Raw genomic sequence first — 14,702 nt, forward strand, 5'->3', positions numbered from 1 at the left:
AGCGCCGAGGTGATCACGGCGACGCCGGTGGAGAGGTCGAACTCGCCGCCGATCATCAGCAAGGACACCCCCACCGCCATGATCCCGATCGTGGAGGACCCGTACAGGATGGTCGCCAGGGCACCGGGCTGGGTAAAGGTCGGGGACACCAACGCGAAGAAGATGAAGAGGACGATCGCGCCCACCAGGGCACCGACCTCGGGACGTCCGAGCAGTTTCTGGAACGGACTGCGCTTGGCGACGCGCTCATCGGGCGCCGGCGACTTTGTCTTGGTCTGGGTGATGGTCATGATAAGTCTCCTAGCCGCCGGGCCGGCGCGAACCGGCCCGGCCAGCGGGCTGTTAGCGGATACCCTGCTCGGCGAAGGTCAGGACATCAGCCGCATTGGACTTGTCCACGACGGCAGGACCGGTATAGACCTGCTGTCCCCCGCCTACCTTGAAGCCGCCTACCTTGTTCAGCCAGACCGAGTCCACAGCACCGTAGCCCTGCAGGTAGGGCTGCTGGTCCACGGTGAATTCCACAGTTCCGTCTTCGATGGCCTTTGCCAGCTCACCGTTGAGGTCAAAGGAGGCAACCTTGACCTTGCTTCCGGACTCCTTGACAGCTTTGACAATCGTCAGCGTGAAGGGGGCACCGAGGCCGACAATGGCATCGGCATCCGGGGTGGACTGGAGCTTCGCGCTGACCGTGGAGGAAACTGATGTCATATCGGCGCCGTTGACGTTGAGGATCTCCGATCCTGGTACCTGCTCCTTGACTCCGGCGCAGCGGTTCTCGAGGCCCACGTGGCCCTGCTCCATGATGACGCAGATCGGGTGCTTGATGCCCTCGGACGCGAGCCGCTGTCCGACGGTAACGCCGGCGAGCTTGTCGCTCTGGCCAAAGTGGGTAATTGCCCCCATGGCCTTTGACTGATCTTCGCCGGCGTTGAAGCTGACCACAGGAATCCCCGCGTCCACCGCCTTCTTCACCACGTCCTTGAGCGCTTCGGGCTTGGCGAGCGTAACGAGGATGCCGTCGACCTTCTGGTCAATGGCCTGCTGCACGAGCTGAGCCTGGCGTCCGCCTTCAGCGTCACCGCTGTACAGAAGGTCCACGTTGTCCTTCTTCGCGGCGGTTTCCGCGCCCTTGCGAACGATGTCCCAGAACGTGTCACCCGCCGCGGCGTGCGTGATCATCGCGACCTTGATGCGCGGGGTATCCACGGCCTGGCCCCCGCCGGCCGTAGCGCCTGAATCTGCCGGCTTGCCGCCGCTGCTCGAACATGCCGCCAACGCCAGAAGCGGAACGACGGCGAGTGCTGTAACGCCCCTCCGCCAAGTGAACTTTGCCACGTGAAATCTCCTTTGATTCGCGCCTTTTCGGCCCTCGGAACGCTTCTGTGTCATGCCGTGGCATGGAGGAAAACGGAGGCCGCCGGTTTGTGAACGATGGTGATCCACCTCTCACGATGGAACGTTCCAACCATAGATCGGGAATATTCTGAATGTCAATGGAACGTTCCAACAATGTGTGGTTTCATTCTTACATCGCACTGACCGCTCCCGGCGGCAGCCCGGATTTGCTTCAAAGGAGAAGAATGACCAAGCCCCATGCTCTGGAACTTGTCGCATCGTGTTGGACCAGCGCCGGCGCCGTGGCGCCGCTGCAGATCCCCGAGACCAGCCCAGTGCCCATCGCCGACCGTCTCGAAGCCATCGCCTCCACCGGGTGGTCAGGCTTCGGGCTCGCCCATGACGACCTCGCCGCCGCGCGCTCAGCCTTGGGCTTTCCGGCCCTGCGGAGCCTCATCGACGACGCCGGCCTCCGCCATGTGGAAGTTGAGCTCCTCAGCGACTGGTGGGACGAGAGCCTCGCGCATCGGTGGCGGCCCCAGTTCGACCTCCTTCTGGAAGCCGCCGAGACACTCGGTGCGCGCTTCATAAAAGTGGGAACGACTATCGGCGAACCCCTGGAGGAGCTCGATTTCCTGGTGGAACCCCTCCGCCGCCTGAGCGCTGAAGCCGCGCTTCGGGGGACGCGCATCGCTCTGGAACCGATGCCATTTTCGATGGTCGGATCGGTGCCGGCTGCGGCGGATCTCATGCGAAACGTCGACATGCCCGGTTGCGGGCTGGTCGTCGACTATTGGCATGTCTTCCGCGCCGGAACCTCCTTGGACGCGTTGTCCGGCAGCCTCGAGGCCCATCAGATTTTCGGAGTGGAACTCAATGACGCGGATACGGCGATCAGAGGTTCCCTTTTCGAAGACACCCGCGACAATCGCCGCCTCTGCGGACAGGGAGACCAGGATGTCTCAGGGTTCATCCAGACACTGAAATCCATCGGCTTCAACGGTCCCTGGGGCGTGGAAATCCTGTCCGAGGAACATCGCGCACTCCCCGTTCAGGACGCGCTGCGGGCCGCCCATGAAACGGCGCTGGCGTGCTTCCCGGAGGTTCCCGCGCTGCGCAGTGAAAAATAGGGTCCACCGGCAAGCGATTTGGGCGCCCTTGGACGGGGAAATTGTCGAAATACGCCTCGGAGACAGACCCGTACGAACAGGAAGGGTCGACGGCGTGACATCTGACGATCAAATACTGTGGATAGCTGCCGACGGCGCCGGGCCGCGCTCAATGTTCGAACGCGTCCACGACTTTTCGGTTTGGATTGAATACAGGTGGGAGTCAGCGTCCAGCGGGCAGTCACTGCCGGGCTGAGCGGCACCCTCTGGCACCTGCTGCCCTCCTGCTGGCACACTGAGCCGATGAGTGATCTCCTCCCCCAGTCCCGGCGGCCTGGCATCCGTGCCGCGATGTTCGTGGACTTCGACAACGTCTATACGGGCCTGATGGCCTTGGACCCGGCGGCCGCGAAGAGATTCGCCGAGGACCCCAAGCACTGGACGGAGGCGCTGGCCGCCGGCGGCGCGGGCGAAGAATCCCGGCGCTTCCTGATCCGTAACTGCTATCTCAATCCGGTGATCTACTCCAAGTACCGGCCGTACTGGACCCGCGCGGGCTTCCGTGTGATCGACTGCCCCTCCCTGACCCAGCGGGGCAAGTCCAGCACCGATATCAACCTGGTGTTGGACGCAATGGATGCCCTGGCCGGCGCGGCCCACATTGAGGAGTTCTTCGTCGCGTCTGCGGACGCCGACTTCACCTCGCTGGTCCAGCGGTTCCGGGCGGCCGACCGGATGACCACCGTCATCGCTGCCGGCGCTGTGGCGTTCGCGTACCGGGAGATGGCCGACAGCGTGGTGGAGTCCCACGATTTCGTGGCAATCCTCAACGGGACAGCGGCCGGCATCCCCCGCATGGTCCCGTCCGCCGGACTTGGCGCCCCGCTCCGCACCGTCCCGGGCACGCCCGGGTCCGCGACGTCGGCCGCCGACGAGGTCCGGGCCCTGGTGCAGGCCGCGCCGGGTCCGGTCACGGGAGCGGTCGCGGCGCACCGGGCCCTCACCGCGGACCCGTCGCTGAAGACAGATTGGGGCGGCCACGGCAAGTTCGGGGCCTGGATCGCCCAGATCGGCCAGGGCGTCCAATACTCGTCCACGCCGTCGCCCGGCTGGGTGTGGGACGCGAAGCGGTTTTCCCCGGAGCCCTCCTCGCTGGCCTCAGACGCCCGGCCCGCGATCGAGGAGCAGGTCACCCGGGTCACGGACGTTCCGGCGCTGTCGGCAGAACAGTTCAGACAGGTCTTCCTGTCCCTGGCGGTGAAGCTGCGCGACCATTCGGGCAACCGCAGCGAATTGGCACGCTCCGTTCGGGACGACTGCGTGGCGGCCGGGCAGCCGGTGTCCCGCTCTGCCGTCAACTTCGTGATCCAGGGCGTGGTGTACGCCGGCGGCTCCCTCGCAGGGGAGATTTCAGCGCGGGAACTCGCTGCCGCGTGGACCCGAAACGTGGAAGAGCTGTGCCGGCTGGCCCTCATGGAGTTCGACGACGCCGAAAAGCTCGCGCTCAGGCGCTGGGCCGGCGGCGGGCTGCTGGAGTCCGGCCCCGGCGCCTCCCGGGCGTAGCGAACCTCCCGCCGTCGTGGGCTTGCGCTGGGTGCGAAACAGATCGACAGTGTGATCTATCTCCATCGAGCACTAACCAAACGAATTCGGAAAGGAGCTGGAAATGCCCAACGACCTTACGGAGCTGGTGAGCGTCCGGTACATGGTGGCCGACGTCGATGCCGCGGTCGACTTCTATACAACGCATCTCGGATTCACCGTCAGGATGAGCGCCGCGCCGGCGTTCGCCGACGTCACCCGCGGCCGGTTGCGGCTCCTCCTGAGCGGGCCGGCCAGCTCGGCAGGCCGTCCCATGCCGGACGGCACGGTGCCCGTGCCGGGAGGGTGGAACCGCATTCACCTCATCGTGGGCGATATCGCGGCCGAAGTGGAGCGGTTGCGCGGCGCAGGCGTCACGTTCCGGAACGACATTGTCAAGGGCCCAGGCGGACAGCAGATCCTGCTGGAGGACCCGTCCGGGAACGTTGTCGAGTTATTCCAACCCGCCGGCGAATAGCGGCCGTTTCACACACAAGCGGACGCCGGCGGGATTCCTCTTCACCGAGGTCGCCTAGCTGGGCTCCCGTTCCCGTCGAATGGGGAGCCCAGCAGCGCTTGGGTCCGGCTGACGGAAGACCTGAGGAGATCTCCCGGAGCGGGGACATCTTCGCTACGGCTTCAGGACCACCTTGATGCAGCCGTCTTCCTTTTTCTGGAAGATCTCGTAGGCGGCCGCGGCACCGTCGAGGTCGACCTCGTGAGTCTTCAGGTCCATGACGCCGAGCGGGTCTGCGGAATCTTCCACGAGCGGGAGCAGCTCGTCCGTCCACCGGCGGACGTTGCACTGGCCCATCCGGAGTTGGATCTGCTTGTCGAACATGCTCAGCAGGGGCATGGGGCTCGCTGTACCCCCGTACACCCCGCTTAGCGAAACGGTGCCTCCCCGGCGCACGGAGTCGATCGCTGCATGGAGGACCGTCATGCGGTCTACGCCCGCAGTCTCCATGGCCTTCTTTGCCAAGGCATCCGGCAAGAGCCCCACCGCATTCTGCGCAAAGGCGCCGACGGGCGAATTGTGCGCTTCCATGCCGACGGCGTCGACGACCGCGTCGGGGCCCCTTCCATCCGTCATATCGCGAAGCTGGTCGCTGACGTCCTTTGTGAAATCGATCGTTTCCACCCCGTGCCGCTCGGCCATGCGGCGGCGTTCCGGAACCGGCTCGATGGCGATGACGCGCTGACCCAGGTGTCGACCGACGCGGCTGGCGAACTGCCCCACCGGGCCGAGACCAAAGACGGCCAGTGTGCCGCCGGCGGGGACGTCGGCGTATTTCACTCCCTGCCAGGCGGTGGGAAGAATATCGGAGAGGTAGAGGTACCGCTCATCAGGCAGTTCGTGCCCGACCTTTATCGGCCCGTAGTCGGCGTGGGGCACGCGCAGGTATTCCGCCTGCCCACCGGGGACCGAACCGTAGAGCTCGGAGAACCCGAACAGGCTCGCCCCGCTGTTGTGGGCATGGACCTGGGTGGTTTCACACTGGGACTGCAGCCCCTGTTTGCACATCCAGCAATGGCCGCAGGAGATGTTGAAGGGGATGACCACCCTGTCGCCCGGCTTGAGGTTCCTGACCTCGGAGCCGACCTCCTCAACGACGCCCATGGGTTCGTGCCCCAGGATGTCGCCGGCCTTCATATAGGGGCCAAGGACCTCGTACAGGTGGAGGTCCGAGCCGCATATGGCCGATGAGGTGATCCTGACGATGGCGTCCGTCCCCTTCTCAATGACCGGATCCGGAACCATCTCCACGCTGACCGACCGCTTTCCCTGCCAGGTAAGTGCCCTCATATTCACTCCTTCAGTCGCAACCAAATTAGTAAGTCTACTGATCAATAAGATCATTCCTTGTTTGCGCCCGGATGGGAAGGAGTGTCGGTCTGAGTTCTACGAGGACGGCGACTTAGATGGTCGAACCGGCTGGCGATAAGCTCGCTCGAAGGGCGGGAGCCAGCGGCTGAGGGCAGGGTGCGGCCACGGCCTGGCATCCGCCCTGGCCGCCCGCCCCAAGTAGCCGCCCGGCGGGTCAGCGGCACCTTCGCACAAAGCGGACGACGGCGGGACTCCCGCCGTCGTCCGCTGCGTTTGGTCTCGTTTACCTACAGTGCCGGCGCTCGAGTGGTTGTGACGATTTCGGCTTCGTCCGTGCTCGCTATTATGCGAGGACCGCCGCCACCGCCACCGCCACCGCCGCTGCCGCCCTCGTTAGTCAGAACATCGCTAATTGCGTCCCAAGCGCGACCGGTGAGGTCCTTAGCCGCGTCCCATATACCCGACAGACTGAACGCAGCTGCCTCAAACCCAGGGCTCGCTGTCCTTGAGACCACGAGATCTGGCGTCTTGCGTTCTGCATCGCATTCAGCTGTTAACAGTGCTGCCCGACCGTGCACCATTGCACGAATTCGATCGCTCTGGCCGAACGCTAGAGGTTCAGATGTAAAAACACCGGGCGCGTCTGCAACCGGCTTGAAGGAATTGCTAATCATTTTCTCTCCGTTGATCCCCAGATTCGGAGCTGTCTAACAGACGCGGAAGCATGAGCTTCGGCGTAAGTGATATTCCGCGGCAACCTGAAATTTGGCGCGGGAATAATCGGCACAGATGCATATTTTTGGCACGTCAGACTTTGAGTTATCCCCCCCATCATTGACTCCCACTCGTCATGGTCCTCGCAGGAGACGCGAAAGTCAACGGGCTGTTTACACGTGATTCCGCGCGGAAGTTTTGACCAAAGCAGCCAGCCGGGAGTGTGAATTGCATGAGCTACTGTCCCTTCGCGAAGCTCCTCGATCGTCGGTCCGCCGTGTCCGGCCTGCCTCGATCGTCTCGACGGTGCGTGACTGCGTCCGGGCCCACCCGGACCCATCAATGTGGCGGCCGGTCGCGAGGCAAAGCACCGGAACCGGGCCGCCGCTCCCCCGAAAATCAATCGGCTATCGAGCTTTGGGGCGATGTTCAAGGACGGTTTGTGGTGGTTATGATTCGGTCATGCCGAACCCGCGATTGTCTCTCGCCCTAGAACGGATTGGCCCTGGAGACTGGGAGATATTCGAATCGTTCGCGTCGGAGTTCTTAGCCGTCGAATATCCAGCCCTGCGGACGATGGCAGCTCCGAACGGAGACAAGGGTAGAGACGCCGAAATATTCACGATTGACGGGGTGCCAAAAGTTGCATTTCAGTACTCTGTCACGGTGAGTTGGAAGTCGAAAATTACGAGCACGCTGGACACCCTCAAGAAGAATTTTCCGTCGGTCAGCACCATGATCTATCTGACTAACCAGGTGATTGGTCCGGCTGCCGATGAACTCAGGGAAGAGTCTCGACGTGATCGGAATATAACCGTAGACATCCGGGACCGGTCGTGGTTTGTGGACCGCGAGAAGTCCTATCCGCAACGACGAGTGGCCAGTGAAGAGCTGGCTCAGCGATTTGTGGATCCGTTCCTGTCCAAACGAGGGGTCCTCGAAAGAATATCGACCTTGACCGCCGATGAGAGCAAGGTCGCGGTGCTGCACTTGGCTCTCGACGGCGAAGATCAGGCAACCGATCAGAGTCTTACCAAGAGCTGCTTCGAGTCATTGGTCTTGGGGGCGCTTCACGATTCGAACACATACAACAGGCTCAGCCTGAGCGAAATCGAAGATGGCGTCGCCCTCCGCATGCCCGTGGGGAAGCGAGGGCAGGTCGATGCTCTGACCCTGAGCGCATTGAACCGCCTGTCTCGGAAGGGCCCCATCAAACAACACAAATCAGCGTCCGGGGCCGAGGACACGTACCATCTCAGTTTTGAGGAGGCCAAGAGGATAAATGATCAGACAGCCAAATTCCTTCTTGATGAAGCTGCCCTCGATGCGAAACTCATTGCGGCGGTTCGAGCCGTCGAAGCACCGAAGGCACTGAGCGAAGCACAGTTGACGGAGATTTCCCGGCAACTGCGAACAGTGTTGGAAGAAACACTCCTGGAACGAGGTGAGTCTTTTGCCGAAGCCGTGGAAACAGGAGCACCGTTCCAACTCAGCCCTGTAGGCATAGCGGACCGAATTACAGCAAATGGTGGCATCCATGAACTCAGTTCTGATGCCGCGGCCGCGGCCATAATGCACGTACTGGAACAGCCTTCGCCGCAAACACAGTCGCATCTTCGGCGACTAGCCGACGCATACACGCTTTTCGCATTCCTAAAACAAACCCCGGACGTCCAGAAAGTCGTGCTCAACGTCTTCAGTGAAGGCGACATATGGATGGACACCACCGCGATCCTGCCCCTTATCGGAGAGAGCCTGGTAGACGATCCGGAAGAGCGCCACTTTACGATTCTGATGCGCGCAGCGGTAGACGCAGGGTTGCTTCTATATGTAACTGACGGAGTCGTTGAAGAAGTTGAAAGACACCTCAACCTGGCGGTTGCTTATGGTCACAACAGAACGTCGACTTGGTCAGGAAGGGTGCCCTTCCTTTATTCGGCCTTCGTGCTCTCGGGCCGACCAGAGACTGAATTCCTGGACTGGCAACGGAACATCTGTGGACGAGAACAGCCGTTGCAGGACGTCAGCGACTACCTTGCCGACGAATTCTCTATCGAGACCAAGAGTCTTCTGGAGTACTCGAATGCCGCATCGACCGAACTCCGGGGTGCAGTTCAGGAACTATGGAATGAGACTCACGAGAGAAGGCGTCAACGAGGTGATTACGGAGCCGAGCAAGGGACGCGGTCTCGCCTGGTTGCCCACGACGTCGAAAACTCAGTCGGCGTCATCGAGTATCGGAGGACGATTGGACCATCACCCATGGGCTACCTTGCATGGTGGCTGACGTTCGACAGAACAGCAATGAAGATGAAGGACCACCTACGGGAGCGCCTTGGCCCGCAAGCCCCTGCGTCGCCGGTGTTGAGTCCGGATTTCCTCACACAATTGCTTCGCTTGGGCCCGCTCCGAACCGCCATCGAACAGGATCTGAGAGTGCAGCTACCCCTGCTCACGGACATGAGCGTCAATCACTACGCTCCTCAGGCTCTGCTCGATTTGGCCAGGGAAACGCGAGAAAAGTCGTCGAGCCAGAATGAACGGGTGGTGCGTCGCGAAGTCCGTGACGCGGTGAACCGTGCAAGGCAGCAGATGGGGCCCGCGGCGGTCGGCGGCGTTCGAGCAATGGAGGATCGAATTTCAGCTTCCATCAGACGTCAGTCACCCGGACGAATCCTGCCGGCGGACGCACATAACCAGCAGTCGGACGGCAGCCGCATTCCATAGGGCGTCTGGCCGAGAGGCTGGCGCACGCCGTGAGACCAAACCTCACTTCCCGTTCCAAACGTTTGACCCTGCCGGCGGATCGATGGGGATCTTCTCCTCACGCGAGGATGCCGAGCGCTTTATCGCCGGTGATCCTTTCACCGTCGAGGGGCTCGCCGTCCCGCGAATCCTTGAGTGGAACGCCGTGCGTTTCGATTAGGCGCATTCGTCGGAGGCCTGAGCTTCGGCACGGCACCGGACGGTACCACCCCGGTTTCGCTCCGAACTGGGCTGCAGCAGCCGCACGCCCACTGCTGACGCATGGGAGTATTCATCTATGACTATCGATAATGATGCTGCCAACCTCCCGGCGCAATTGGACTCTCACGGCACAGACGACTCGATCGAAGTCAACCGTGGCTGGGACCACATCGGGGCCATCATTGTCGATGCGACCCTGCAGCGGCGACAGAACTACCACGCGACCGTCAGGCCGCGCGTTGTCGCTCTGGTCGGGGCATGGCCTGATGCCGCCACGACCAGTGGATTCCGGCGGCGCCTCGATACCGGGACGCTTTCCGAAGTTATCAGCTGGCCGTCCCCCGGCCGCCTCGCCCAGGTTGAGGACATGACGCGCGTGTTCGAGAGCCAGGGCATCGAGACGGTAGTCGAACTCCGAGGAGCACTTGGCGACGACGCCCGCAGAGCCGTTCTCCGGGAGGCCCTTGGGGCCGTGCGGCATGTCAGTCCCAAAACGCTCGATTACATTGACACCCTGAGCGGAGTGTCAACGGGCGGGGCCGTCGAAGAGTAAAAGCGGGGAGTGGTCCAGGTTCGCCAGCGGACTCCAGGTCCACCCCGAGCGGCGGAGTTGTGGGCACTCAAACGTCGATTGTGACGATGGCACAGGAGGTTTCCGAGTCTGCACGTGTGCCGGATTCTAAGCTGACGGCCCGGGAGACGCAGCAGCACATCTTGGCTGCGGAATGCTGCTGACGTTCGCTGTAGAAGACATCGCGGTGGTCGATGGAGCCCCGCAGGCCGAGCAAACGCACTTCACACAGCCCACATTCGCCCTTGCGGCAGTCGAACATCATGTCGACGCCGGCGTCCTCGAGCGCTTCCAGCATGGACTTTCCGGCAGGGACGGTGGCCTCGACGCCCAGCCGGGGCACGCGCACCACGAACTCCTCGGGGTCGAACCAGCCGCTGTTGCCAAAGGTCTCGTAGCGGAGGTTTGTCACGTTGAGCGCCCGGGCATCCCAGCCCCGTTTGACGGCGTCCATGAGCCGGATGGGGCCGCACATGTACAGCTCGGTGTCCGGCTCAATCGTGGCCAGCAGCTCATCTACGTTGAGGGCGGTGCCTTCATCGTCCACGTGGACTCGCAGCGCGTCGCCATGCAGCTGCTCCAATTGCGCCAGGTAGGCCATGGCGGGGCGGCTGCGGCCGGCGTACACGAAGGTGTAGTCGGCCTTGATGTTTCGGAGCACCCGGGCCATGTTGATCATGGCGGTGATGCCGATCCCGCCGGCCAGCAGGACGTAGCGCGGAGCGCCGATCCGCAGAGGGAAATTCTGCAGCGGCTGCGTGATCTCCAGCCGGTCACCTGGCTCTAGGGCCTGCATGAAGTGGGAGCCGCCCCGGGATTGAGGGGCCCTGAAGACGCTGATCGCCACACGTCGGCCGTCCCCGCTCGAATCGACGATGGAGTAGGAGCGCCTGTGCTGCTCGCCGTTGATCGAGACCATCACGTCAATGTGCGAGCCCGGCTCGGCTTTCATGGGCCTGGACTGTTCCAGGACCAGGCGCCGGGTCTTTGCGGTAATGTCCTCCGCCTCGACCACAGTGCCGATCTGCCAGACTTCGATGTTCGTTGCAGCCATGTCTTCTTCTAACTTCCTGGGATCGGGCGATCGGGTCAGGCGGTGGGGATCAGTCGGCCTTCGGCGGCGAGTTGTCGCTCTATCAGCCGTCGCACCCACATGCCGCCGGCGTCGATGTTGAGGTTGTAGAACTCGTAGTCCGGGTTGGCGTCGATGGCATTCTGCTGGGCCGCCAGCATTTCTTCGTCCTCGCCGAACACGCCGTGTACGCCGTTGCGCAGCTGGGTGGTGATCAGCTGGCTTTCCAGCCGGTAGTTGCGCATGAAGGCCCAGAAGTAGTGGCATGTTTTGGCGCTTTCCGGCGAAATCGTGTTCATCACGAAGCCGTTGACGCCCTGGCTGCGGTCGCCTTCGGGGGCGCCAGTGCCCGCCTTGGCTACTCCGACGTCGATGTTGATGGTCGAGGGCGACTGGAAGGTGATGATCTGCCAGCGGTCAACCCGCCCTTCGAAACCCGGGAACTTGTCCCGCATGTTTTTGAGCCAGAACGGCGGAGCCTCGATGTCGAGCATCCAGCGCGATACCGTGACGGTGTTGTCGTCATGGGTCACGACGAAATCGGACTCACTCAGCTCGTCCTGGCCGATCGAGGAAGAGTGGACGAATTCCTCATGGGTGAGGTCCATCAGGTTGTCCAGAACGAGCTGGTAGTTGCACGGTGCCAAAATGGTCTCGCCATCACCGGCCCAATCATCCGAGCTCATTTGGTGCATGTCCGGGATAAGGGCCGGATCCGCGAGGGTGGCATCCCCCAGCCACACCCACACATAGCGGTAGCGCTCGATCACGGGGAAAGACGGTACGGTGGCGCTGGGATTAATGGTTTCCTGGGCGGGCATGGAGACACAGCGGCCGGCGGAGTTGTAGATAATGCCGTGGTACGGGCACTGGATTTGGTCCTTGCCGAGGGTCTTGCCCATGGACAGCGGGGCCAGGCGGTGCCAGCAGGCGTCCGCCAGCGCCACTGCCTTGCCATCCTCGGTGCGGTACAGGGCGAGCGGGCGGTCCGCAATCCGGCGCGACATCGGCTTGCGGGTTACCTCGTGGTCCCACGCGGCGACATACCAGGCGTTAAGCGGATAACCAAGCACTTTGTTCGTTGTAGAGCTCATGGACTGCATCAGCGCGGTCATGATCGATCCTTCCCCTCACGGTATACCTATGCTCATAGGTAGTGGCTTGGATCACAGCATAACTATGTTGATAGGTAGTGGCAAGGCCCCCCAGCTGCCCCCATAAGCGAAACCGCAGAAGGGGACGACAAAAGGCCCGGACACCCAGGCGGGCATCCGGGCCTTTCGGCACTCAAGACTCGAGCTTGTCGATCAGTTCCAGGCCGCGCCTGGCCCACTCGATCTCCGCTTTGGCGCGTTCGATCATGCCTTCATAGGTGAAGATTTTGTAGCCGGCAATCTTGGCCCGGTCCTCCTCAGGCGCGGCCTCGAGGCGGCGCGCAAGCGTGGGGTTGCTCCGGTCTTCCAAGGCGGCAACCATGTTCTGCCACTGCTGCGCGCGGGAGGAGTGATAGGCAATATGGGCGCGCATCTGCGCTCGCGCGGCTTCGGGGTCGGCCCATTCAAGGTAGGCCGCCTTAAGATGGATCGGGTCACGCTCCCGGGCGTAGTCCAGGGTGGTATTCATCCATGCCCGGAAAGCCTCGACCCCTTCCGGAGTGATGTGATAGCGCTTCTTTTTGCCTTTTTTGCCCCAGGGCTCTTCCACTCCGCTCAGCAGGCCATCCTTTTCCATTCGCCGGAGTTCGGGATAGATCTGCGAGTCCGGTGCGTGCCAGACGTAGCCGACGGATTGTTCAAAGTGCTTGAAAACGTCATAGCCCGTGAGGGGCTGAGACGTCAGCAGCGCAAGCAGGGCATAACGCAAACTCACCCGCCACCGATCCTCTCCGTCAGGGCGCCCTGCTGCCGATGCCTTGCGGCAGGGCCGGGCGCCGCCTCCATTAAACCCCTTGTCAACTAACTACGTTCATAGTTATGCTGTGTCCCGCGCCACATTTACCTATCAGTATAGATAGTTTCCCGGCTGCCAGCCTTCAACGTCGAGGCCCGGCCTCCGCCTCCAGAAGAGCCACCAGATCTTCTGCACCTCAGTTTCAGCATCTGCCCGGACCGTCCGTGGCCTCTAGAAAGTAGTCCCATGCAACTTCAAGAACGCATCGACGCGTCCCGTATGTCTCTGTATCAATGGCTGATCGTGGGCCTGTGCATCGTCCTCAACGCCCTCGATGGCTTCGATGTGCTGGCCATGGCCTTCACCGCCAACAGCGTGACCCGGGACTTCGGCCTTAGCGGCGCCGAACTGGGTATCCTGCTAAGCGCCGGACTGGTCGGGATGGCCATCGGCTCGCTGGGCCTCGCGCCCTTTGCCGATGTCATCGGGCGCCGGCCCATGGTCCTGATTTCGGTCGGTCTCGCAACTGCCGGGATGCTGCTGGCCTCCGTAGCGCACTCTGCCGTGGAACTCGGGATTTGGCGCGTGGTCACGGGCCTCGGTATCGGCGGGATACTCGCCTGCACAAATGTCATCGCCAGCGAGTACTCCTCCAAGCGCTGGCGCGGGCTGGCCATCAGCATCTACACCGCGGGATATGGCATCGGGGCAACGCTCGGCGGCGCAGCGGCGGTGACTCTGCAGGCCAGCTTCGGCTGGCGTTCTGTGTTTCTATTCGGCGGCATCTGCACTGCCGCCGTCTTCGTACTGCTCGCTGTCCTTCTGCCCGAGTCTGTGGACTTCCTCGCTAACCGGCGTCCCCGCAATGTCTTGGACCGCCTGAACAGGATCGCGCGCAAGATCGGACAGCCCGCCGTCACCGAACTGCCGGCAGTGGCGGCCAAGAATGATCGCAGGAACAAGGTCTCCGAACTGTTCACAGCCGGCAACCGCCGCTCCACCTGGCTCGTCTGGCTTGCCTTCTTTGCCACCATGTTCGGTTTCTACTTCGTGAACAGCTGGACCCCGCGGCTCCTCGTCACGGCCGGCATGACCGAAAGCCAGGGAGTCGTCGGCGGGCTGATGCTGACCTTAGGCGGCACCTTCGGGTCGTTGCTCTATGGACTGCTGACCATCCGCTGGAACAGCCGGAAGGTGATGGTCATCTTCGCCGTCCTGTCGGCGGCCACCATGGTGATGTTCATTTCCACCGCGGGTATGCTGGTCCTCGCCTTCGTCGCGGGCGGCGTTGTCGGCATGCTCATCAACGGCTGCATCGCGGGCATGTACACAATTACCCCGGCGCTCTATGGCGCTTCCGTCCGGAGCACCGGCGTGGGCTGGGCCATCGGGATAGGCCGCGTTGGCGCCATCGTCGCTCCGCTCATCACCGGAGCCCTGCTCGACGCGCACTGGACAGCGTCCATGCTGTACATGGGCGTCGGCGTCGTAGTCCTGGTGGCAGGCGGCGCAGTTGCGGCAATGCGGCCATCCCAGCAAGATGACGGCGCCCTAATCGACGGAGAGAAGGAACTAGCTCTGCCTGCATAATCCAGGGTCAACGTGCGAGGCTCAGGCGGCCGTGGGCGATGT

Annotated in this window: 11 protein-coding genes and 1 pseudogene; 6 read left to right on the forward strand and 6 right to left on the reverse strand. The window is 62.5% G+C overall.

The annotated features are described in order from the left end of the window. Nucleotides 1–290, reverse strand: a pseudogene (locus AC1DRO_RS14505) (ABC transporter permease); the annotation flags it as partial. Nucleotides 291–342: 52 nt separating this feature from the next. Continuing rightward, entirely contained in the window at nucleotides 343–1,338 is a 996-nt protein-coding gene (locus AC1DRO_RS14510; RefSeq protein WP_476951342.1) for a substrate-binding domain-containing protein, read from the reverse strand. A 245-nt stretch (nucleotides 1,339–1,583) separates the two neighbouring features. Between AC1DRO_RS14510 and AC1DRO_RS14515 the strand changes: the two genes are divergently transcribed. The 3 genes from AC1DRO_RS14515 (at nucleotide 1,584) to AC1DRO_RS14525 (ending at nucleotide 4,506) form a co-directional block, all read left to right on the forward strand. Next, nucleotides 1,584–2,468 carry a sugar phosphate isomerase/epimerase family protein gene (locus tag AC1DRO_RS14515; RefSeq protein ID WP_476951343.1) on the forward strand — a complete coding sequence of 295 codons (885 nt, stop codon included), beginning with the start codon at nucleotides 1,584–1,586 and terminating at the stop codon, nucleotides 2,466–2,468. A 282-nt stretch (nucleotides 2,469–2,750) separates the two neighbouring features. Further along, nucleotides 2,751–4,010, forward strand: coding sequence for an NYN domain-containing protein (locus AC1DRO_RS14520; protein WP_476951344.1), 1,260 nt, complete (start codon nucleotides 2,751–2,753; stop codon nucleotides 4,008–4,010). Between the two features lie 103 nt (nucleotides 4,011–4,113). Further along, a complete protein-coding gene (locus AC1DRO_RS14525) occupies nucleotides 4,114–4,506 on the forward strand; it encodes a VOC family protein (RefSeq protein WP_243181647.1) in 393 nt (130 codons plus the stop codon). A 153-nt stretch (nucleotides 4,507–4,659) separates the two neighbouring features. On the opposite strand, the gene AC1DRO_RS14530 is transcribed toward AC1DRO_RS14525, so the two are convergent. Continuing rightward, nucleotides 4,660–5,835 carry a zinc-dependent alcohol dehydrogenase gene (locus AC1DRO_RS14530; protein ID WP_230010888.1) on the reverse strand — a complete coding sequence of 392 codons (1,176 nt, stop codon included), beginning with the start codon at nucleotides 5,833–5,835 and terminating at the stop codon, nucleotides 4,660–4,662. A 1,197-nt stretch (nucleotides 5,836–7,032) separates the two neighbouring features. On the opposite strand from AC1DRO_RS14530, the gene AC1DRO_RS14535 reads away from it, so the two are divergent. Together AC1DRO_RS14535 and AC1DRO_RS14540 are read left to right on the forward strand one after the other, a co-directional pair. Beyond that, complete coding sequence (locus AC1DRO_RS14535) at nucleotides 7,033–9,297, forward strand: hypothetical protein (protein ID WP_476951345.1); 2,265 nt, start codon at nucleotides 7,033–7,035, stop codon at nucleotides 9,295–9,297. A 316-nt stretch (nucleotides 9,298–9,613) separates the two neighbouring features. Further along, the gene (locus AC1DRO_RS14540; RefSeq protein ID WP_476951346.1) at nucleotides 9,614–10,090 is read left to right on the forward strand and encodes a hypothetical protein; all 477 of its coding nucleotides are present in this window, start codon (nucleotides 9,614–9,616) and stop codon (nucleotides 10,088–10,090) included. A gap of 67 nt (nucleotides 10,091–10,157) precedes the next feature. On the opposite strand, the gene AC1DRO_RS14545 is transcribed toward AC1DRO_RS14540, so the two are convergent. From AC1DRO_RS14545 to AC1DRO_RS14555, 3 genes are all read right to left on the reverse strand, one after another. Then, entirely contained in the window at nucleotides 10,158–11,162 is a 1,005-nt protein-coding gene (locus AC1DRO_RS14545) for a PDR/VanB family oxidoreductase (protein ID WP_476951347.1), read from the reverse strand. Between the two features lie 35 nt (nucleotides 11,163–11,197). After that, entirely contained in the window at nucleotides 11,198–12,295 is a 1,098-nt protein-coding gene (locus AC1DRO_RS14550) for an aromatic ring-hydroxylating oxygenase subunit alpha (RefSeq protein WP_028277775.1), read from the reverse strand. A gap of 172 nt (nucleotides 12,296–12,467) precedes the next feature. Next, the gene (locus AC1DRO_RS14555; RefSeq protein WP_459385646.1) at nucleotides 12,468–13,049 is read right to left on the reverse strand and encodes a PadR family transcriptional regulator; all 582 of its coding nucleotides are present in this window, start codon (nucleotides 13,047–13,049) and stop codon (nucleotides 12,468–12,470) included. 267 nt (nucleotides 13,050–13,316) lie between these two features. On the opposite strand from AC1DRO_RS14555, the gene AC1DRO_RS14560 reads away from it, so the two are divergent. Then, nucleotides 13,317–14,660: an MFS transporter gene (locus AC1DRO_RS14560; RefSeq protein ID WP_476859945.1), complete on the forward strand. Its 1,344-nt coding sequence runs from the start codon at nucleotides 13,317–13,319 to the stop codon at nucleotides 14,658–14,660. The last annotated feature ends 42 nt before the right edge of the window (nucleotides 14,661–14,702 follow it).

The organism is Arthrobacter sp. P4_F11, assembly GCF_056401395.1.

What these genes read in the sequence shown, in the direction of transcription:
- AC1DRO_RS14520 (WP_476951344.1), top strand. Translation starts at nt 2,751, where the DNA reads ATGAGTGATCTCCTCCCCCAGTCCCGGCGGCCTGGCATCCGTGCCGCG.
- AC1DRO_RS14540 (WP_476951346.1), top strand. Translation starts at nt 9,614, where the DNA reads ATGACTATCGATAATGATGCTGCCAACCTCCCGGCGCAATTGGACTCT.
- AC1DRO_RS14515 (WP_476951343.1), top strand. Translation starts at nt 1,584, where the DNA reads ATGACCAAGCCCCATGCTCTGGAACTTGTCGCATCGTGTTGGACCAGC.
- AC1DRO_RS14525 (WP_243181647.1), top strand. Translation starts at nt 4,114, where the DNA reads ATGCCCAACGACCTTACGGAGCTGGTGAGCGTCCGGTACATGGTGGCC.
- AC1DRO_RS14550 (WP_028277775.1), bottom strand. Translation starts at nt 12,295, where the DNA reads ATGACCGCGCTGATGCAGTCCATGAGCTCTACAACGAACAAAGTGCTT.
- AC1DRO_RS14535 (WP_476951345.1), top strand. Translation starts at nt 7,033, where the DNA reads ATGCCGAACCCGCGATTGTCTCTCGCCCTAGAACGGATTGGCCCTGGA.
- AC1DRO_RS14530 (WP_230010888.1), bottom strand. Translation starts at nt 5,835, where the DNA reads ATGAGGGCACTTACCTGGCAGGGAAAGCGGTCGGTCAGCGTGGAGATG.
- AC1DRO_RS14560 (WP_476859945.1), top strand. Translation starts at nt 13,317, where the DNA reads ATGCAACTTCAAGAACGCATCGACGCGTCCCGTATGTCTCTGTATCAA.
- AC1DRO_RS14545 (WP_476951347.1), bottom strand. Translation starts at nt 11,162, where the DNA reads ATGGCTGCAACGAACATCGAAGTCTGGCAGATCGGCACTGTGGTCGAG.